Below are 20,124 nucleotides of genomic sequence, written 5' to 3' on the forward strand. Positions count from 1 at the left end.
AGCCAACAGACTCAACGGCAAAACCGCCGCAAGGGACATTCCACTTGCGGCGGTTTCCTGCTTCATCTATAGCTAAAACCAGCTTCACGGCTGTTAGAGTTGCGAGCCCCGCATCTCGTCCTCATCCTCACGGCAAAGGACGACGCCGGCGCTTCCCAGCGCAGCGACAGCAATCAGGGCCCCCACAACGATAGGAGCAGCTCCGCACAAGCCCTGCATGCCCGCGACAAGCGCGGCTGTAGGACCAAGACAACCCAGCGCAAGTGCAACGGCGGCAATAGCGATATCTCGAGCGTTCATGAGACCACTTCCTCCACGGGAAAGACCTTGCTTCTCATGACTTAGTGTGCCCCGCATCCATACGCCCAGCGTACCGCCACGGTAAGCGCTCTGTTAACTCAAGCACGCACAAAAAAACGGGCGTCCTTACGTTGCCCTAAAGCTCGGTAAAGACGCCCATCCGCCAAATATCCGTGATGCAGAATAATTACCAACCGGTGTAGTAGTCGGTGGTTCCGGCAGCGCAGCCGGAGTCATAGACCTTGCAATCACCCTTGGAGCCCGTAAAGGTCGAGCCCTGGGCCATATCGCCCGCCGCAACAACGTAATAGCCGTCGGAATCGCGCCAAAAGCCCTCAGAATCCTGAGTCCATTCGCCCGTGCGATAGTGATAAAGCACATTGCTGCTGTAATAGGTCTCACGACGCCCGTTGTAGTTATTTACACCCGCAGAGCGCGTCAGGCCCGATCCGTTCGCGTAGGACGCGGCAGACGCGTAGGACGGATTGTAACCGGCGTTGTAGTACGAAGCCTGGGCGGCCTCGGCAGCCTCGAGCGCTTCGCACTTGGCATCCTCAAGCGCAGTGCGCAGCTCATCGAGCTCGGTCGACCTGGCGTCGACCTCCCCCATCGTCAAAAGGCTACCCGCACCGTCGATGCAACCCTGCAGCACAGCGCGCTCGTCATCGGTAGCATAGTCGCCATACATATTCATAATGATCTGAGCGCGCATCTCCAAGGAATCGCGCTTGGCCTCCATCGAGGCGTTCCACTCCTGCATAGAGCCATAACCATCGCCGCGATAGTCAACGGGCTGTACCAGTGTCGTCTCGGACGGCGTAGATCCAACCGTATCGGACAGTGTTGCGGCGTGGGCATCGGTTGCGCCGGCGCCCACCAAAAGTGCCACGGTCAGAGCGGCGGAAAGGGCGGCGACTTTCGGTTTTCGTGAATCGATCCTCATGTAGCTGGAAACCTCCGTAGTGCGTTTTTGCTGCGTTTGAGCTGTGTGTGATTCGATCGCGCTGCATAGTACCCCGAGCAAATCGCGACCTGCGGTTTTACTCAAAAGGCGCACGTCAATTGCGTAAAACTCACATCCTCTCAACAGGAGTTTTCCACAACTCGAATGCATAAAGCATGTCAAAAACCCTGTAATATCGCCTTCCCTATGCAAAAAAGGCGCCTGCGCAACCATTGCTTGCGCAGGCGCCTTGAGCAGGCATTTTATGCAGTTATACCTATCGAGTCGCAAGGGGTCCTTGCACAAGTCGCCTTACTCGTCCAGCGCGGCGAAAGCCTGCTTCAGATCCCAAATGATATCCTCGGCGTTCTCGGTACCGATGGAAAGACGGATCGTGGAGGGCGTGATGTTCTGTTCGGCGAGCTCCTCGGCAGAGAGCTGGGAGTGCGTGGTGGTAGCCGGGTGCACGACGAGCGACTTAACGTCGGCCACGTTGGCGAGCAGCGAGAACACCTGCAGATGATCGATGAACTTCCAGGCGGCCTCCTGGCCGCCCTTAATCTCAAAGGTGAAGATCGAAGCGCCGCCGTTGGGGAAGTACTTCTGATAGAGCTCGTGATCGGGGTGCTCAGGCAGGCTCGGGTGGTTTACCTTGGCGACGTGGCTGTCACCAGTCAGGAACTCAACGACCTTCTTGGTGTTCTCGACATGACGGTCAACGCGCAGCGACAGAGTCTCGGCGCCCTGGAGCAGGACCCAGGCGTTGAACGGGCTGATGCAGGCGCCCTCGTCACGCAGCAGGATAGCGCGGACATAGGTTGCGAAGGCGGCGGGACCGGCAGCCTCGGCAAACGAAACGCCGTGGTAGGAGGGGTTGGGCTCAGCGATCTGGGTGTACTTTCTGCTCGCCTTCCAATCGAAGTTGCCACCGTCGACGATCACGCCGCCCAGCGAGGTGCCGTGGCCGCCGATAAACTTGGTCGCAGAGTGAACGACGATGTTGGCGCCGTGCTCCAGCGGACGGAACAGATACGGGGTGCCGAAGGTGTTATCGACGACGACCGGAAGGCCATGCTTCTTGGCGATCTCGGAGATGGCGTCGATGTTGGGGATATCGGAGTTGGGGTTGCCGAGCGTCTCGAGGTAGATAACCGTGGTGTTGTCCTTAATGGCACCCTCGACCTCGTCCAGGCTGTGGGCGTCGACAAAGGTGTTCTCGACACCAAACTGGGAGAGCGTGTGCTCCAGCAGGTTGTAGGAACCGCCGTAGATGGTCTTCTGGGCGACCACGTGGTCACCGGCCTGGGCGAGGGCCTGCAGGGCATAGGTGATGGCGGCAGCACCCGAAGCGACAGCGAGACCAGCCACGCCACCCTCGAGCGCGGCGATGCGATCCTCAAAGACGCCCTGGGTGGAGTTGGTCAGACGACCGTAGATGTTACCGGCGTCGGCAAGACCAAAGCGGTCAGCAGCATGCTGGGAGTTGCGGAACACATAGCTCGTGGTCTGGTAGATAGGCACAGCGCGGGCGTCGGATGCGGGGTCGGCGCTCTCCTGGCCAACATGAAGCTGCAGGGTGTCGAAACCAAAGGTGTGCTCGGGGTTGTTGATGAACTGGCTCATGATGATCTCCTTGATCGAATAAAAAGTAACTAAGAGCGAGAGAAGTTAGTCGCTGCCTCCTGATCACGCCAACGGGCGCAAACAGGAGCCCGGCATTCGTCTTGGTAAGCAGTGCATATGCGGTCCCCCTTTTTGACGTCCCGGTTCCGTGGTCGGCTTAATTACCTACCGCATTTGTGTGTTTTGAATAGTACGAGCGTTGCATCGCTCGGTCAATCACTTAAAATCGCTAACCTGTTATCGGTTTTTTAGATAGCTATCGAAAGGACGGGCGCCGATGACCCTCCAGCAGCTTCGTTTTCTTATCGCCGTGGCGGAGTCTGGCTCAATTAACGCCGCAGCCCAGCGCCTCTATACCGCGCAGTCCAATATCTCCAACGCCGTCAAAAGCCTAGAGCAGGAGCTCCATCTGGAGATCTTCACGCGCTCCAGCCGCGGCGTCACGCTCACCAACGACGGCACCGAGCTTTTGGGCTATGCGCGCCAGGTCGTAGAGCAGGCCGATATGCTCGAGGCCCGCTACGAAGACGGCGGCACACCCCAGGCGCGCCTTGCCATCTCGGCCCAGCACTACGCTTTTTCGGTCGAGGCCTTTATCAACGTCGTCGAGCGCTGCCGCGACAGCAAGTTCGAGTTCATCATGCGCGAAACCACCACGTCGCAAATCATCGACGACGTCCGCGCATTTCGCAGCGATATCGGCATTCTGTATCTGGATGACTTTAATGCCCGCGTCCTGCAGAAGACCTTTACCGACGCCCGCGCGAGCTTCCATCCCCTCTTCGATGCAACAGTCCACGTCTTCGTGAGCGAACGCCACCCACTCGCACGTCGTGCCCAGCTATCGCTTGCCGACCTCACGCCCTACACGCGCTACAGCTTTGAGCAGGGAACCTCAAATTCCTTCTATTACGCCGAGGAACCGTTTAGCTATATCCCTTGCGACCGCAACATACGAATCTCGGACCGCGGAACGCTCACCAACCTGCTCATCACGTCGAACGGCTACACCTTGTCGACCGGCGTCCTCTCCAATGAAATGCAATGGGGCATGGCATCGATCCCGTTGGCAGACGCCCCGACGATGCATGTGGGCTATATCATGCACGACGAGCGCAAGCCCTCTCCCCTCTTGCAGCAATACCTCAACGAGCTCGACCGCATCATCCACGAAAGCCAGCCATCTGGAGACGGGATAGATATCATAGATTGCTAGCCCTCGCCGAACGCGGCGCTACAATGGACACCCACGCGAGAAGCGCCTAACGAAAGGAACCATGTGAAGGTCATCATCCATACCGACGGCTCGGCCCGATCAAATCCGGGACGCGGCGGCTACGGCGCCGTGCTCAAATACACCAACCCCGCCGGCAAGACCTTCACCTCCGAGCTTTCACGCGGCTACGCCAAGACCACCAACAACCGCATGGAGCTCATGGCAGTCATCGTGGCACTCGAGGCGCTCAACCGCCCCTGCGACGTCGAAGTCCATTCCGATTCGCAGTACGTCGTCAACGCCTTTAACAAGCACTGGATCGACGGCTGGAAAAAACGCGGCTGGAAGACCGCCAACAAGCAGCCTGTCAAGAACCGCGATCTGTGGGAGCGCCTGCTCACCGCAAAGAGCAAGCACAAAGTGGAGTTCATCTGGGTTAAGGGCCACGCCGGCCATGAGCTCAATGAGCGCTGCGACGAGCTTGCCACCACGGCGGCCGACGGCAACAACCTCGATATCGACGCCGGCTTTATCGAGAGCGACCTGTAACGGCGTTTTCGCACGCTATTTCCTGCCCCCTCGCGCTACACTCATCCTGTAAACCGAACGGCACGAGGGGGATACATGCTGCGTATAGCGACCATCGGCACATCCATGATTACCGACGACTTTATCCAGGTCGTCAACGCCAACGACCAAGCCGCGTTTGTGGGCACGCTTTCGCGCGATGCAGATCGCGGCGCCGCCTTCACCACTAAGCACGGCGGCGAGCGTAACTTCACCGCACTTGACGAGCTTGCGTCCGCCGACGACGTCGACGCCGTCTATATTGGCAGTCCCAACGCACTTCACCACAAACAGGCGCTCGCCTGCATCGCCGGTGGCAAGCACGTTATCGTCGAAAAGCCCTTCTGCGCCACCGAGGCACAGGCGCTCGAGGTCTTCCGTGCCGCCGAGGCCGCCGGCGTCGTTGCCCTCGAGGCTATGCGCCCGCTCCACGACCCCGCCTTCCATGCCACCGAGGACGCCCTGGGCGAAATCGCGCCCATTCGCCGCGCCTCGCTGCGCTTTGGTAAGTACTCCTCGCGCTACAACGAGATTCTCGCAGGACGCGCCACCAATATCTTCGACTGCCACATGGCATCGGGTTCCCTTATGGACATCGGCGTCTATACCGTCGAGCCCATGGTCGAGATCTTCGGCATGCCCTCCGGCATCGCCAGCATGACCACGCTGCTCGACCCTGCCACGCAAAAGCTCACGCACGGGCCCATTGACGGCTGCGGCTCCATCCTTGCCAGTTACGGCGGCGGTCGCATCTCGGTTGAACTCGCGCATTCCAAGATCACGAATGACCTGCTGCCCTCGCAAATCGAAGGCGAGCGAGGCACCATCCAGATCGACCATCTGTCCACGCCCCGCAACGTACGCATCGACTATCGCGGTGACGTCGTGCGCGGATCGGCGACCGAGGCCCCACGCGAGCAGGATGACAGCGGCATTGTGCTCGACCTGCCCAAATCGAATAACACCATGGAGTACGAGCTCGCCGACTTTATCACCGCCATCAGCGGCATCGACAACGTCAACGAAGAGATTTGGGAAACGCCGGCCGGGCACCATGAACTTGGCCACTATCGCGATGTCACGCTTGTCTCGCTGCGTATCATGGACGCCGTGCGCCAGCAGGCCGGCATCGCCTTCCCCGCAGACTCTGAGAAGCAGGCCTAGCGATGGGCTTTCTTGACAAGTTCTTCTCCGGCGTCAATCGAGAGCCTCAAAAACCGTCCGGCGTTGAGCTCGAACTGCGGCGCAGGCTTACGGTGTTGGTAAGCGACACGGCCACTCAAAACGCCCCTCAGCGCTATTTTCTTCGGTGGGAGGGCCAAGTCCAGGGCGTCGGCTTTCGCTTTACCAACACCAATCTCGCACAGGCACACACACTCACCGGCTGGGTACGCAATATGGAAGACGGTTCGGTCGAAATGGAGGTACAAGGCGCGCCTGCGAATATCCTGTCTCACCTCGAAGCACTCCACGCCTCCTACGAGCGAATGGGCATTCGTTTTCGCCTCGAGGACGCACAAGCCCGCGCCACGCTTACCGGTGAAGATGGTTTCGACCCTCACTATTAGTATTGTGTGCTAAATACGGTATCATTTACTTACCTACCGTGACGGAAAAGAGGTGAGGCGCATGGCCGTGCAAAGAAGAAACACCAAGCAGCGGAAGCTGGTTCTTGATGCCGTGCGCCAAAGCTATAACCATCCCACCGCCGATGAGATCTACAACGCCGTGCGCGAACAGGACGACAAGATCAGCCGCGGCACGGTGTACCGCAACCTCAACCTCTTGGCCGATGCCGGGGAGATTCTCTCCATCAAGACGCCGGGCGGCAGCCGTTTCGATCGCACCATCGAGCCGCATGCGCATATCATCTGCACCTCGTGCGGCCGCGTCATCGATGTGCCGCTCCCCTTCGATGCCCAGCTCGATACCAAGGCATCCGAACAAATCGGTTGGAACGTCACCTCGCACTACACGATCTTCGAGGGCCTCTGCCCTAACTGTAGGTAGTTTTTGGGACATGCCTTAAAATCTACCTTTCCACCGATTACGGCAAAAGTAGATTTCTAGGCATGTCCCAAATATCTACTCAGCAAGCAAGCGATGCAGCTCTTCTTCGACCGTACGCACATAGCGGACGCGGTCATTGATACCGCGCATAGTGGGGTTGCAGTTCTCCATCAGGCAGGGATGACCCACCACGTTGAGCATGTCGCGGTCGTTTTCATTGTCGCCAAATGCCATCATCTCGTTGGATGAGATCCCCAGCGCACGGCCATAATCGGCAAGCGCGGACCCCTTGCCCGAATCAAAGCCGATAAAGTCCGTCCATTCGGTTCCCGACGTCATCACATCGACCCGGTCGCTAAAGCGACGCACGAAATACTCCAGCGCCGCCGGCTGCTCCGCCTCGGGCGTCTGGAAGGCAATCTTAATGACGTCTTCGTCGATGTCCTCGGGGCGGTCGACCACCGCCACATCGCAGTGGACCTCATAGCGCAAATGGTCGACGAACGCATCGTTGCCGCTCATGGTGTAGAGGTGTCCCTCACACGAAAGGGTCACGTCGGCATGGGGATACGCAACCACGGCATTCGCGATATCCATAGCAAGGCTACGCTCCATGGAACGCTTGACAACGGCACGCCCCTCGCTCATCACCAGGGCTCCGTTTTCGCATACATAGGCGAGCTCATCGGCCACCGGGGCAAACAGATAGCGCAAGCTCGCATATTGACGGCCGCTCGCCGGCATAAACACGATACCGCGACGATGCAGTTCGTCGATGAGCTCAAAGGCCTCGGAACGCGGCTCGCGCTCCCCCGGATGCAGCAACGTGCCGTCCAAATCGCATGCAATCAGCTTGATTCCTTCAAGACCCATATGCTTTCCCCCACAGCATCTCATCAACAGAAAGACGAACTTTGAATAGTTGCCTCTCAAAGTCCGTCTTACTCATACACACGTTAATCGCGCGCCTTTTTTACGATCGTAAAGTCTGGAGCCATACTCACAACGGCATCCGCCGCACTCGACGCAAAGCGCCGGCCCGCATCGAGTTCACGGGTAACCACCGAGAGCCGAACGCCTTCAATACCCCGGAGCATGCGGCCCAAAACAGGCTGCACCGGCGTATACATGCGCACGGTATGCTCGTCCGAGTCGCCTCGGAAAAGCGGCGCGTGCATATTGCCGATCTCCCAGCACGCATGCGCGAGCGCAATCGGGTCCATGCGGTCAACTTCGACCAAATAGACCTCGGCGCTACGCAGACGCACGACAACCGCCACGGGCAACGCACCCGTGCGGTCGACAGCGAGCACGTCGCCGTCGGCAAGGCGCTCAACGTCGGCGGCATCCAGCTGGACATTCACCGTGCGCCCCAGCTCCGTCATGCCCGCAAACGCGCGTGTGTCAGCCTGGTCCCAATCGAGCAGCAGCTCGTCAGTCTCAAAGACACCGCCCAGCTCCCGACGAAGCAAAAGTTCATAGGACGGGTCGTTGAGATTTCCCAAGCGCTCCGTAGCTACCAGGTCCGCGGGCATCAACTAGTCCTCGACCTCGACGAGCTCGATATCAAAGTTGAGGTCCTTGCCGGCGAGCTCGTGGTTGGCGTCGAGCGTCACGGCCTCGGGCGTTACGTCGATGACCACGGCGGGGACGGGCATACCGCTCGGCGTGGACAGGAAGAGCTTCATGCCCTTCTCGATCTGCTCGATGTCGGGAACCTGTTCGGCCGGGAAGGTCAGAACCATCTCGGGGTTGTGCTCGCCGTAGGCATCGGCAGCAGGAATGTGCACGGTCTTCTTCTCGCCCACCTGCATGTCGACAACAGCGGCGTCGAAGCCCTTGATCATCTGACCGGCGCCGCAGGTGAACTCCAGCGGCTCGCCGCGATCGTAGGAGCTATCGAACTGCGTGCCGTCGTCGAGCGTGCCGCGATAATGGGTCTTGACCTTCTTGCCCTGGTTGGACATGGTAACCTCCGTGATAAGGGCGGCGCACAACGCGGGCCGCCGTGAACATATGGCGCTAACTATACCCTAGTCATACAATTCAAAAACAGTTTGCAAAGAAACGCTGCAACCGGAGGAACCATGGCATATCCCGTATTCGACCTACACTGCGACACCGCCGACCGCATCGGCTGGGCCACGCTCGATCTCGACCTGCGCTTTACCGCCGGCACCGACGGTTATTTCCCCGGCGACGAAACGCATCCGCAAGATTTCGACCTCATCGAGGGCAACGCCTGCGCCATCTCGCTCGCAAAGATCGGCAACACGCCGTGGGCACAGTGCTTCGCCACGTTTGTCCCCGACGAGATTCCCGCCGCCCACGCAGCGCGTTTCCAGGCGCAGATCATGGCGCACATGAGCGGCCAAGCCATGCTCAATCACGACCGTATGGTCAACGTGCGCAGCGCCGCAGACATTCGCCCCGCGCTCAAAGACGGCAAGGTCGCCTGCATCCATACCATCGAAAACGCCACGTTCTTTGCCGAGGACCCCGCGCTGATCGAAGTGCTCAAGAGCCTGGGCGTACTCATGTCCTCGCTTAGCTGGAACGCGCAGGGACCGCTCGCGAGCGGCCACGACACCCACGCCGGCCTCACCGCCGCCGGCATCGAGGCGCTTACGCAGATGGAGCACGCCGGCATGGTGCTCGACGTCTCCCACCTCAACGATGAGTGCTTTAACGAGGTTGTCGCCCGCGCCACGCGCCCCTTCGTCGCCAGCCACTCCAACTCCCGCACCGTCTGCGGCGTCAAGCGCAACCTCACCGACGACCAGTTCCGCACCATTCGCGACATGGGCGGCATCGTCGGCCTCAACTACTGCAGCGAGTTCCTATCCAACAGCGCAACCGACGAGACCGCCGCGGACGTCACCTTCGACCAGCTGGCGGCGCATATCGAACACTGGCTTGACCTGGGTGGCGAGGACGTCATCGCGCTCGGCGGCGACTGGGACGGCGCCAAGGTACCCGCCTTCCTCTCCGATGCCAGCAAGATGCCAGAATTCCAGAACATGCTCTCCAAGCACTTTGGCAAGACCGTGATGCAGAAGCTCTGCAGCGACAACGCACTTGCCTTCTTTGAGCGTTATTAATTTCACATCCCCTGAGCGGGCCGGCATGCCGAACGGTCGACATGCCAGCCCGTCCCCAATCTGAAGGACCGCTTTTGACGCAGCAGTTTACGATTTCCGTATCCCGACCGGATGGGACGCCCATCCCCGTCGTCGTTACCAAAAAGCGCGTCAAGAACTTCAACCTACGCGTCACATCGAGCGGCGAGGTCCACGCCAGCGCACCGATCGGCGCCAGCCGCGAGCGTATCGAAGCGTTTGTGAAGCGCAACAGCGCCTGGATTATCAGCCGACTTGTCCAGCGCGAGCAACGTCAGGCGACGGCGCGAGAGCCGCGCAGTCCCTCGTCCATCATTGCGCTTTGGGGCAAGCCCATCACGGTACAGGACGCGCTCGATCATAACTTTGCATCACCCGCACCGCGGCCCAAGCAGGCCACCTTCGCAAGTTTTATGGGTACCGACGAATCGAACGAAGGCCCACAGGCCAAGCGGTGCGCAATCCTCGACGGCCTAACGTCCGACGAGCTCCAAACCCACATCGACCAGCTCTATACGTCCGAGGTCACCGCAGCGTTGCGCGATATTGTGCACGCATACGAAATCGCAATGGGCGTCGCCGTCTCCCGCGCCTCCGTGCGCAGTATGAAGACGCGCTGGGGCTCCTGCACGCCCAAATCCGGCGCCATTCGCATCGCGCGCGAGCTCGCCGCCTACCCTGTCGAATGCCTCGACATGGTTGTTGCCCACGAGCTCGTCCATCTACTCGAGCCGAGCCACAACCAGCGGTTCCACACCCTGCTCGACACGTACTGCCCCAACAATAGAGCCCTGTCGCAGCGGCTCAAGCAGCCACCCATAGAGACGTATTAGAACCGGTTAGCGCACGCGCTCGATCTCGACGCCGCAGCTTGCCAGAGGCAGGCCAACAGGAGCCCACGGCTTATCGAGCTTGATGCGCACACCAAGCAGCAGGGGGTAACGACGTAGCAGCATCTGGGCTGTCCCCTCGGCTGCCGCTTCGATGAGTTTAAACGTATGCTCGCGCAGATAGCCATCGACATCGTGGCACACCGAGCCATAGTCAATCGAGGCATCCAGGTTATCGTGCTCCCCCGCCGCGCGCAGGTCGGCATAGAGCACCAGAGAAACGATGAACTTCTGACCCAGCGCGTTCTCCTCGGGATACACGCCATGGTTGGCAAAAACCTCAAGGCCGTCAATGACAATACGATCGGCATGGCGCAAATCGTCATAGCTCACGTGAGGCACCGCCGTTGCGGTGGATATTTCGCCCCTTCCACGGCGGGCGAGCTCGGCACCCTCAACCTTGGTTGCATTCTCGGGCAGTTTCTTGTTACTCATCGCGATCGTCTCCTTCGTTTAGAACCCCGACCGCGCAAACTAACTACACGCGAATCGACAGGTTCTTTTTATCATCGCTCCAATTGCAAGCATTGCGCGCGGGGCATGCAAAGCAGGCACGCGACGCTTTGTCGGCTGCATAGAGCAGACGCTCAAGCGGCTGGCTGTTCACGCGCAACTTTCGATGGCCCAAAATGGCCGTCTTAATGGCTGCGGTATCGGCCGGCTCAAACGCCACGTCACCGGGCATGCCGGCGAGTATTGCATCAGCGACGCGCTCGCTTGCAACATCATGGGATATACCCGATTCATACTGTTCATCTTTGCCGATATCGTGAAGAAGTGCCGTGGCGTAGATGACCTCGCGGTCAAATTCGAGCTGTTCCTCGAGATTCTTGATCCACATAATGCGAGCGACATCGAGAAGATGGTCAATACCGTGGCGGCAGAAGATGCGCCCCGATTCCAGCTGTGCAATATTGCCCAGGTGCCGCCGGAACAGCCCGTTGGCACAAATGTAATCGATGCGAGGCATGGATCCAAAAGGGGCCAGGCCCGAAGCCATAAAGCCGCGACGCGACGTTCCCTCATCGGTCTTCGATGTAAAGTCGTTGACGACTCTCATGGCTAGCGGCCCAGCATCCTAAAGAACCGCTCCTCGAGCGCGGGATCGGTCTCAAAGACGCCGCGGCGAGCGAGCGTCACGGTCTTGGTGCCAGGCTTTTGCACGCCGCGCATGGTCATGCACATATGCTCAGCTTCCATGAGCACAATCGCTCCCTGGGGAGCGAGATAATCCATGAGGGCATCGGCAACCTGCGCGCACAGCTGCTCCTGCAGCTGCAGACGGCGGGCGTAGACCTCAACCGTGCGAGCAAGCTTAGAAAGCCCAGCCACGCGACCGTTAGGGATATAGCCGATCGCAGCCTTGCCACAAAACGGCAGCAGATGGTGCTCGCACAGCGAGTAAAACGTGATGTCGCGCTCGATAACCAAATCGTTCGAAGCGACGGCAAAAGTTTTGGACAGATGCTCCTCGGCACTCTGGTCCATACCGCCGGCAATCTCGCCATACATACGGGCAACGCGCGCCGGGGTCTCCAGCAGGCCCTCACGAGTTGGGTCCTCGCCTATGCCCTCAAGCAACAGCTTAATGGCGGCCTCGACTTTTTCCTGATCGACCATCTGGGCCTCACTTTTCCGATTTCACGTTCGCGCTATGGTACCACGCCCTCCGGCATCGACCACAAGCTACATAGTATGGGTCGAATAGACCGGATCATCACGCCAAAGTTCAACCGCATCACAAAGCGCAACGCCCTCGCGCTCAGCACGGGCACGCGTAGCGTTCATATCGATCACGCGCTGGTTGCTCGAACCCCTAAAGCGCAATGAGATATCGTACAGATCCTGAACAAACGGGCCATCCACCAACATATCGAGGCAGGCAAGGATACGATCCGTTGCCTCGGTATGGTGGCGACCGCCCGGCATAAGCTCCTCGAGCACGTCGCCGGTAAAACACCAAATGGTCTTTCCTGACCCCGCAGGATAAGCGGCACGAACACGCTCAACAAACTCAACGAGCCCCGCCTGATTCTCGGGCTCCATAGGCTCGCCGCCCAGAATCGTCAGGCCGTCAATAAAGGGATGATCGAGGCTCTCGATAATCTTGTCCTCGACGGCACGATCGAACGGCTCGCCCGCGGCAAAGTCCCACGCGACGGAGTTAAAGCAATTCTTGCACCCACGACGGCACCCGCTCACAAACAGAGAAGTGCGGACGCCTTCCCCATCAGCAATGTCGAAATACTTAATGTTCGCATAGTTCATAGGTAACTCTCCCGGGAGGCCGGGACATATCATCCCATCCTCAAACATTCTCGGCCTGCGGCCTGCGAAACTGCGGGCGGGACGATATGTCCCGGCCTCATGCAAAGGGTAACTCAATGAACGAAGCGAACATCGAGCATAGGGTTCGAGGTCCAATAAAAACTGGGTTGCAGCTCAACCGTCATCGCAAGCAAAGCGTTGTTGCAAGTCAACTCATTTCCGCTAAGAACTTCGAGGGGTGAGCAGACCGCATGCTGCATCTCAGCTACATCAACTTGGCTGTCCCGTAGCGAGGCCCCGGACCTTTGCTCGATATGAGTTCCGCACGAACAGGAGGCGCCAGTGGCGCCTCCGTCGTGAGCCAGGACTGTCCGAAATAGCGAGTAAAGGTCCGGGGCCTCGCTACGGGACAGCCTGGGATGATTATTAGAGATGCAGCACGCGGTCGCGGATCTCCTCGGTTCGACCCTGATTCCAGAACTGGGTACCGATGTAGCCGCACGTACGACGGGCGACGTTCATCTTCTCCTGGTCGCGGTTGCCGCAGCTGGGGCACTCCCACACCAGCTTGCCGTCATCCTCGACAATCTTGATCTCGCCATCGTAGCCGCACACCTGGCAGTAGTCGCTCTTGGTGTTGAGCTCGGCGTACATGATGTTGTCGTAGATGTACTGCATCACGCGGATGACAGCCTTGAGGTTGTCCTGCATGTTGGGAACCTCGACATAGGAGATGGCACCGCCCGGCGAAAGCTGCTGGAACATGCCCTCGAACTTGAGCTTGTCGAATGCGTCGATCTCCTCGGACACGTGGACGTGGTAACTGTTGGTGATGTAGCCCTTGTCCGTCACGCCTGGGATGATGCCAAAACGACGCTGTAGGCACTTGGCGAACTTGTAGGTCGTCGACTCAAGCGGGGTCCCGTACAGCGAGAAGTCAATATCGCTTTCTGCCTTCCACTCGGCGCACTTGTCGTTCATGCGCTGCATGACGGCCATGGCAAAGGGCGTGCCCTCCTTCTCGGTGTGGCTGTGGCCCGTCATGTACTTGACGCACTCATACAGGCCGGCATAGCCCAGGCTGATGGTGGAGTATCCGCCCACGAGCAGTTTGTCGATCGTCTCGCCCTTCTTCAGACGCGCCAGGGCGCCGTACTGCCAAAGAATCGGTGCGGCATCCGAAAGCGTACCCATCAGACGCTCATGACGGCACACCAGGGCGCGATGGCACAGCTCAAGACGTTCGTCGAAGATCTTCCAGAACTTGTCCATGTCCTGATGCGAGCTCAACGCGACATCGGGCAGGTTGATGGTCACAACGCCCTGGTTAAAGCGACCGTAGTACTTGGGCTTGTTCGGGTCATAGTTAAGCGCGTTGGCCACGTTGTTAAATCCGTTACCGGAGCGGTCGGGCGTCAGGAAGCTGCGGCAACCCATGCAGGTATAGCAGTCGCCGTTGCCCGCGGTCTCGCCCTTCGACAGCTTGAGCTCGCGCATCTTCTTCTCGGAGATGTAGTCGGGCACCATGCGCTTGGCGGTGCACTTCGCAGCCAGCTGAGTCAGGTAGAAGTACGGGGAATCCTCGTAAACGTTATCGTCCTCGAGCACGTAGATAAGCTTGGGGAACGCCGGAGTGATCCACACGCCGGCCTCGTTCTTAACGCCCTCATAGCGCTGACGGAGCGTCTCCTCCACAATCATGGCAAGGTCGTGCTTCTCCTGCGCTGAACGAGCCTCGTTGAGATACATGAAGACCGTCACGAACGGCGCCTGACCGTTGGTGGTCATAAGGGTCACGACCTGATACTGAATCGTCTGGACGCCGCGACGGATCTCGTCACGCAGACGGTCCTCAACAACCTCGCGGACCTTTTCGGGGGATGCGGAAACGCCGAGCTCCTCGAGCTCGCGGGTGACCTCGCCGCGAATCTTTTGACGGCTCACCTCAACAAAGGGAGCGAGATGGGTCAGCGAGATGGACTGGCCGCCATACTGGGAGGATGCAACCTGGGCGATGATCTGTGTCGCGATGTTGCAGGCCGTCGAGAAGCTGTGCGGCTTCTCAATCAGCGTACCCGAGATAACAGTACCGTTCTGGAGCATATCCTCCAGGTTCACAAGGTCGCAGTTATGCATGTGCTGGGCAAAGTAGTCGGAATCGTGGAAGTGGATCAGGCCCTCATTGTGGGCATCCACGATCTCTTGGGGCAGCAGCACACGCTGAGTCAGATCCTTGGAGATCTCGCCGGCCATGTAGTCACGCTGGACGGAATTGACGGTCGGGTTCTTGTTGGAGTTCTCCTGCTTGACCTCTTCATTGTTGCACTCGATGAGCGACAGAATCTTGTCATCGGTCGTGTTCTTCTGGCGCTTCAGGCTCTGAACATAGCGATAGATGATGTAGTGGCGGGCAACCTCGTAGCAGTCGAGACGCATGATCTCGTCCTCGACCAAATCCTGGATCTCCTCGACCGAAACGGTGTGTCCGGCATTCTCACATGCCTCGGCAACGTTTTGTGCCGCATAAACCACCTGACGGTCGGTTAGACGAGAGCTCTCCTCGACCTCCAAGTTTGCGGCGCGGATGGCATTGACGATCTTTTCGATGTCAAAGACGACCTCGGTGCCGCTGCGCTTGATGATCTTCATCCTCTTGCCTCTTTCGCGTCGTAGTCTCATTGCGCTTCAGAGCCAAACGATGCCCGGCAGGGCGTGCCCCTGTCTTGCGGCGCCGTCGCGCAATCTGTGTTCTCGATAAACCATATGCCTCCATGCGGACATGCCCAGGAGCCGATCAAGCGGCTCAGGGACACGTTCAAAAGAGGCAGTTAAGGTCTTCGTTCTCTGTCCGCCATCTATCATACGACAAAGACGCATCTATATCCTGTATTCTTTTTTTAGATCAAACACAACATATAGTGTTTTAGCAGGTCAAAGCAATTGGTCATTTTGCAGACACATAAATTATGAGGGGCTCTTGGCAAGTCGGTAAAACGTTACCAACACGGCTACCTGCATGGCAGTTATAAAACCCCCTTAGTCAAGCCGCCGACAAATCCTACCAAAACCAAGCCGCTCACGCCAAAAGAATCCAAAAGATTATGCTTGACCAACATGTTGCGGTCGAATGCCGGCGGACGGAGTGACAGGACTGCAAACGCTCGGAAGACTGCAGCCCCGGCACCCCGTCCGCCGGCATTCGATAGACGAGGAACTATTTCTTCTCTTCGCGAGCTGCCATGCAGCCGAGAGCCGCTGTAAAGGGATCGAGCAGCACGCCGGCGATAACCACAAAAGCCCACCCCTTTGTGACAAGACCTGCCCAACGCGCGAAGAACGTACGGCCTTCAATCGTTCCGAATCCTCCCCGGAAGGCAATCTCGCCAAAACCGATTACCATAAAAAGGAGCGTGGCACCGATGACCGTACCGGCGATCTTGTGTGACGCACTCCCCCGCTCAAAACCAAAAAAGTCCAGGCACATACCAACCGTTTTGCCAAACAGCGGGAGTGCGCTCAGAACCTCGGCGATCACCGTGGCCACGATGAGTTGTCCCCAAAAGCCCGTGGGGCTCGTCAGATCCAAGCCGGGCGCCCCTTCAATGATGGGGAGAAACGCGCAGAGCAATAGCGGGTTAAAGAAGCCGTTGAGAATACCGGTAACGCGGTTGACAGGTAACTTCATAGCCGTAAGCCTTTCAAAGTCATTGATAGAAAGAAGGCCGCCGGCATATGTCGGCGGCCCCGATAAAACATGATGTGCGGCAAAGCAACTACTCGAACGGCTACTCCGCCTCGCCGCCGGCCGCCATCTTCTCGGCCTCGGCAAGCTGGGCCGGGGTGAGTTTGCGATACTTGATGGCGCCAAAGACGACACAAGCCGCACAGACGATCATGCCGGCGATGAACTTCTGGTCAATCGTCGCACCAAACGGCGACGTCACGGCCTCAAACACAATGGGAGACAGTGCCATGCCAAAGTTGATGCCGGCCATGCCAATGGCAAGGTTAAACGCACGTCCCTCGGGGGCAGAGTTGCCGGCGGCAAAATTGCCCTCCAGCGGCACGTAGGTCTCCTTGCCTAGCGCAACGACAAAGCCCGCAACGCACAGCACCATAAAGGCGGGCGCAACCAGCGTCAGGCCCAGGCCAACGAGCGTCACGCCCCACGCAATCGGCATAGCCAGGTTCTTAAACTTGGCAAACAGCGGACCGACCAAAAGACCAGCCGCAATACCGGCAACGGTCATAACGGTAGAGGCAAGACCGGCCTCCACGGTACCGCCAAAGCCGCGACCCACAACAAGCAGCGAAACGTTGGAGCTGAAGAGCTGGAACGTGAGTACGAACACAAAGCTCATGAGCGTGATAATCGCGACCTCTTTAGGCATATTGGCAAACACATTGACCTTGCGCTTGGGCTCAAGATGACCCTCGGGAAGACAAACAGCCTCAATCACGATGAAAATGATCATGATGAAGTACGCCGCATAGCTATGAAACCATTCGGCGGAACCCAAAATACCGGACACCATGGTCCAGATAATGCCGCCAAGAGCAACAAAGGTGGAGTAGATGCCCATGACAAACGAACGCTGCTTTCCGCCAAAGTAATCCGCGATAAGAGCGTCCGTTGAATTCTGCACGGCACCGAGACCAAGGCCCATGACAGCAGAAGCCGCTAAGACTTGGCCGAGCGAGTCGTGGAACACCAGCACCGAGACGCCTGCCAGCATCACGATAACGTGACCGACGAGCGTCGTCTTCTTCTTGGACACGCGCGAAGCGAGCTGGGAAGACACGAGCATGGCGGACAGCGCCATCATCAACGGGATGATGCCGATAATCATCTGAACGGCAGCGATGTTCTCGTTGGAAAACGCCGCCGCGACAGAGGCCACGATGGGGACGGGCACCAACATGCCCATAATGCACATGGCGGCAGCATAAATGCCCACCAGGTACTTGATCTTGCTTTTATCCATGATCCATCCTTACACTTAAAGAAAAGGGTCGGAGCTGCCAGGCATCACCAGCGGCCGCCCCAAACACAGCACTATTAGTCGTTGAATCCGGTGAACACGGGTTCTCCGCTGTACACGAGCGCTTCCTCGACACCATCGAGCACGCGGCAAGCGCCAGACGCCATCGCCTCGAGCTCAAACTCGCCGGGATAAGCCGACACGGGGGCGATCCAAGAGCAGCATTCCTCAATCGAGGCAACGAGCTCCTTGCTGTGGACCATGCCACCTCCGAGCAAGATGCCGTCGACGTCGCCCTTCAGCACACAGGCCATCTCGCCAATCCACTTGCAGATTTGGTAAACCATTGCATCCCAGGCGCGAGCTGCAGCCTTATCGCCCGCAGCGGCACGCTCGCACACCTCGATGGCATCGGAGGTACCCAAAAGATCGACAAAACCGCCGGTCTTCATGCAATGGGCACGGGCGACATCAAGGCCGTGTTCCGCGGTGTACTTTGCGACCTCGATCGCGGGAACCGATCCGCAGCGCGTCGGTGCCATGGGGCCCTCGCCGCCGACGATGTCGTTGCCGTCCACCATCTTGCCCTTAAGATGAGCCGAGATAGAGATGCCGCCGCCGATATGGCAAACGATGAAGTTGCACTCATCATAGGGGCAACCGAGCTTTGCCGCATGGCGGATGGCGGTCTCTTTGAGATTAAGGGCGTGCAGATGCACGTTTCGATACACGCCCTTAATGCCCGTCATACGTGCGAGGTCGCACAGCTCGTCAGTATCGGGAGGATTCACCACAAAGGCGGGCTTGCCACATTTCACGGCAAATTCGTAGGCAATCTGGGGTCCCAGCTGCGCCGGGTGTTGAATGCCATTTGCGCCAACGCGAGCATGCTCGAGCATGACCTCATTGATGGCATACGTACCACCGGGCAGCGAAAGCAAGCCACCGCCGCGACCGACAAAAGCATCAAAGACCTCGAGCTTTAGGCCCGCCTCCTCCAGTGCCCCGAGAATCAGATCGCAGCGATACGGCATCTGAGCCGAAACCCCGTCGAATTGGGCAAGGTCCTTCGCATCGTGCGCAACGTTCTTACTGAGCTTGCACTCATCGCCCTCAAAAACGCCCACCTTCGTGGAAGTGGAACCCGGGTTGATTACCAGGATGCGCCAGGGAGTCTTTTTATCGGACATACCTTAAGCCTCCTTAAGCGCCTGAGCGCGCACGCAGCTCATCACCACGTTGCCGACGATCTCATCGACGGGCGCAGAGCGCGAGCAATCGCACACGATCTTCTTGAAGCCCTGAAGCATGGGACCGTAAGCATTGGCGCCGGTCAGATTCTGGATGATCTTGACGCCGATATTGCCCACGTTGATATCGGGCCAGATGACCACGTTGGCTTGGCCCGCAACAGCGGACTCACGATGCACCTTCTTGGCCGCAACCTTGGGGTTAATTGCCGAATCAAACTGGAACTCGCCGTCGATGGCAAGATCGGGACGGCGATCGTTGGCAATCTCGCGAGCACGGCGCACTTTGTCGACAAGTTCATTGTCCATCGAACCGTCAGTCGAATGCGAAAGCAACGCGCAACGGATATCCCATCCGGTCAGAGAGCGCACCGTCTCGCTCGACGAAATCGCGATCGAGGCAAGCTCCTCGCTCGTGGGGTCAACGCAAACGGCAGAATCGCCAAAAGCCAAAAGGCCACCTTCGCCGCCGTTCCAGTTGGGAATGTCGGCGATACCGCACGAGCTCACAGTGTCCACCCCGTCAGCAAGACCGACGATGGCCTGACCCGCCAGGATGATATCGCCCGTAGCGTTATCGATACCGGCGAACATAACGTCGACATCGCCGAGCACCTGCAAAATCAGGGCGCGCTCAAGCGGACGCGTCATACGGCGCGCAGCGCCCTTGGGCTTAAACTTGCAATCCGGATGAGAAAGGTAGCGCTCGCAACAAGCGGCGTTCGCCTCCTCGTCGGTCACATCGACAATCTCGATGCCGTCAAGGGAGATACCACGCTCGTCGGCAAGCTCCTTGAGCTTACCGCCGTCGCCAACCAGCACGCATTCGGCAAGATGCTCGGCGGCGATCTTTGCGACCGCCTGCATCATGGTCTCGTTTTCGCCCTCGGGAAAAGCAACGCGCATAGGCTTGGCGGCAGCCTGCTCGCGCAGGGTCTGCATCAGGTCCATGGCAG

At 58.6% G+C, this 20,124-nt stretch carries 22 protein-coding genes; 7 read left to right on the forward strand and 15 right to left on the reverse strand.

Translation table 11 applies throughout. The features are described 5' to 3' along the window. Positions 1-93: 93 nt before the first annotated feature. The 3 genes from DXC90_RS06755 to DXC90_RS06765 all read right to left on the reverse strand — a co-directional run bounded on the left by DXC90_RS06755 (position 94) and on the right by DXC90_RS06765 (position 2,866). Positions 94-300: a hypothetical protein gene (locus DXC90_RS06755; protein ID WP_117735313.1), complete on the reverse strand. Its 207-nt coding sequence runs from the start codon at positions 298-300 to the stop codon at positions 94-96. Between the two features lie 187 nt (positions 301-487). Then, positions 488-1,243: a hypothetical protein gene (locus DXC90_RS06760; protein WP_117735314.1), complete on the reverse strand. Its 756-nt coding sequence runs from the start codon at positions 1,241-1,243 to the stop codon at positions 488-490. 312 nt (positions 1,244-1,555) lie between these two features. Then, positions 1,556-2,866, reverse strand: a complete 1,311-nt coding sequence (locus tag DXC90_RS06765; RefSeq protein WP_117735315.1) for an O-acetylhomoserine aminocarboxypropyltransferase/cysteine synthase family protein — start codon at positions 2,864-2,866, stop codon at positions 1,556-1,558. A 277-nt stretch (positions 2,867-3,143) separates the two neighbouring features. On the opposite strand from DXC90_RS06765, the gene DXC90_RS06770 reads away from it, so the two are divergent. From DXC90_RS06770 to DXC90_RS06790, 5 genes are all read left to right on the forward strand, one after another. Beyond that, positions 3,144-4,082: a LysR family transcriptional regulator gene (locus tag DXC90_RS06770; RefSeq protein WP_117735316.1), complete on the forward strand. Its 939-nt coding sequence runs from the start codon at positions 3,144-3,146 to the stop codon at positions 4,080-4,082. Positions 4,083-4,145: 63 nt separating this feature from the next. Further along, positions 4,146-4,631 (forward strand): ribonuclease HI, encoded by a 486-nt coding sequence (rnhA, locus tag DXC90_RS06775; RefSeq protein ID WP_117735317.1) that lies wholly within the window; start codon positions 4,146-4,148, stop codon positions 4,629-4,631. 75 nt (positions 4,632-4,706) lie between these two features. Further along, a complete protein-coding gene (locus tag DXC90_RS06780; RefSeq protein ID WP_117735318.1) occupies positions 4,707-5,813 on the forward strand; it encodes a Gfo/Idh/MocA family protein in 1,107 nt (368 codons plus the stop codon). 2 nt (positions 5,814-5,815) lie between these two features. Beyond that, the gene (locus DXC90_RS06785; RefSeq protein ID WP_117735319.1) at positions 5,816-6,217 is read left to right on the forward strand and encodes an acylphosphatase; all 402 of its coding nucleotides are present in this window, start codon (positions 5,816-5,818) and stop codon (positions 6,215-6,217) included. A 61-nt stretch (positions 6,218-6,278) separates the two neighbouring features. Beyond that, on the forward strand, positions 6,279-6,659 hold the full coding sequence (locus DXC90_RS06790) for a Fur family transcriptional regulator (protein WP_117799023.1): 381 nt from the start codon (positions 6,279-6,281) through the stop codon (positions 6,657-6,659). 75 nt (positions 6,660-6,734) lie between these two features. Here DXC90_RS06790 and DXC90_RS06795 read toward each other — a convergent pair whose 3' ends face one another. From DXC90_RS06795 to DXC90_RS06805, 3 genes are all read right to left on the reverse strand, one after another. Beyond that, positions 6,735-7,532: an HAD-IIB family hydrolase gene (locus tag DXC90_RS06795; protein WP_158550237.1), complete on the reverse strand. Its 798-nt coding sequence runs from the start codon at positions 7,530-7,532 to the stop codon at positions 6,735-6,737. A gap of 83 nt (positions 7,533-7,615) precedes the next feature. Then, a complete protein-coding gene (locus tag DXC90_RS06800) occupies positions 7,616-8,194 on the reverse strand; it encodes an urease accessory protein UreE (RefSeq protein ID WP_117735321.1) in 579 nt (192 codons plus the stop codon). Positions 8,195-8,197: 3 nt separating this feature from the next. Next, positions 8,198-8,626 (reverse strand): peptidylprolyl isomerase, encoded by a 429-nt coding sequence (locus DXC90_RS06805; protein ID WP_117735322.1) that lies wholly within the window; start codon positions 8,624-8,626, stop codon positions 8,198-8,200. Positions 8,627-8,746: 120 nt separating this feature from the next. Here DXC90_RS06805 and DXC90_RS06810 point away from each other — a divergent pair, with 120 nt between their 5' ends. Together DXC90_RS06810 and DXC90_RS06815 are read left to right on the forward strand one after the other, a co-directional pair. Then, on the forward strand, positions 8,747-9,760 hold the full coding sequence (locus DXC90_RS06810; protein ID WP_117735323.1) for a dipeptidase: 1,014 nt from the start codon (positions 8,747-8,749) through the stop codon (positions 9,758-9,760). 74 nt (positions 9,761-9,834) lie between these two features. Continuing rightward, complete coding sequence (locus tag DXC90_RS06815; RefSeq protein ID WP_158550238.1) at positions 9,835-10,611, forward strand: M48 family metallopeptidase; 777 nt, start codon at positions 9,835-9,837, stop codon at positions 10,609-10,611. 6 nt (positions 10,612-10,617) lie between these two features. Here DXC90_RS06815 and folB read toward each other — a convergent pair whose 3' ends face one another. From folB to DXC90_RS06860, 9 genes are all read right to left on the reverse strand, one after another. Continuing rightward, the gene (gene folB / locus DXC90_RS06820) at positions 10,618-11,103 is read right to left on the reverse strand and encodes a dihydroneopterin aldolase (RefSeq protein ID WP_117735325.1); all 486 of its coding nucleotides are present in this window, start codon (positions 11,101-11,103) and stop codon (positions 10,618-10,620) included. 43 nt (positions 11,104-11,146) lie between these two features. Beyond that, positions 11,147-11,728, reverse strand: coding sequence for an HD domain-containing protein (locus DXC90_RS06825; RefSeq protein ID WP_199406644.1), 582 nt, complete (start codon positions 11,726-11,728; stop codon positions 11,147-11,149). A 2-nt stretch (positions 11,729-11,730) separates the two neighbouring features. Further along, on the reverse strand, positions 11,731-12,288 hold the full coding sequence (gene folE / locus DXC90_RS06830) for a GTP cyclohydrolase I FolE (RefSeq protein ID WP_117735326.1): 558 nt from the start codon (positions 12,286-12,288) through the stop codon (positions 11,731-11,733). A 66-nt stretch (positions 12,289-12,354) separates the two neighbouring features. After that, positions 12,355-12,936, reverse strand: a complete 582-nt coding sequence (gene nrdG / locus DXC90_RS06835) for an anaerobic ribonucleoside-triphosphate reductase activating protein (RefSeq protein ID WP_117735327.1) — start codon at positions 12,934-12,936, stop codon at positions 12,355-12,357. A 426-nt stretch (positions 12,937-13,362) separates the two neighbouring features. Continuing rightward, complete coding sequence (gene nrdD / locus DXC90_RS06840; protein WP_117735328.1) at positions 13,363-15,585, reverse strand: anaerobic ribonucleoside-triphosphate reductase; 2,223 nt, start codon at positions 15,583-15,585, stop codon at positions 13,363-13,365. 565 nt (positions 15,586-16,150) lie between these two features. Further along, positions 16,151-16,621: a hypothetical protein gene (locus DXC90_RS06845; RefSeq protein ID WP_117735329.1), complete on the reverse strand. Its 471-nt coding sequence runs from the start codon at positions 16,619-16,621 to the stop codon at positions 16,151-16,153. Positions 16,622-16,721: 100 nt separating this feature from the next. After that, positions 16,722-17,921, reverse strand: a complete 1,200-nt coding sequence (locus DXC90_RS06850; protein ID WP_117735330.1) for an MFS transporter — start codon at positions 17,919-17,921, stop codon at positions 16,722-16,724. A 74-nt stretch (positions 17,922-17,995) separates the two neighbouring features. Beyond that, positions 17,996-19,108, reverse strand: a complete 1,113-nt coding sequence (gene buk / locus DXC90_RS06855; RefSeq protein ID WP_117735331.1) for a butyrate kinase — start codon at positions 19,106-19,108, stop codon at positions 17,996-17,998. 3 nt (positions 19,109-19,111) lie between these two features. After that, positions 19,112-20,119: a phosphate acyltransferase gene (locus tag DXC90_RS06860; RefSeq protein ID WP_117735332.1), complete on the reverse strand. Its 1,008-nt coding sequence runs from the start codon at positions 20,117-20,119 to the stop codon at positions 19,112-19,114. Positions 20,120-20,124 lie beyond the last annotated feature (5 nt).

The organism is Collinsella sp. TF09-1AT, assembly GCF_003436895.1.
In the GTDB taxonomy this organism is placed as follows: Bacteria; Actinomycetota; Coriobacteriia; order Coriobacteriales; family Coriobacteriaceae; genus Collinsella.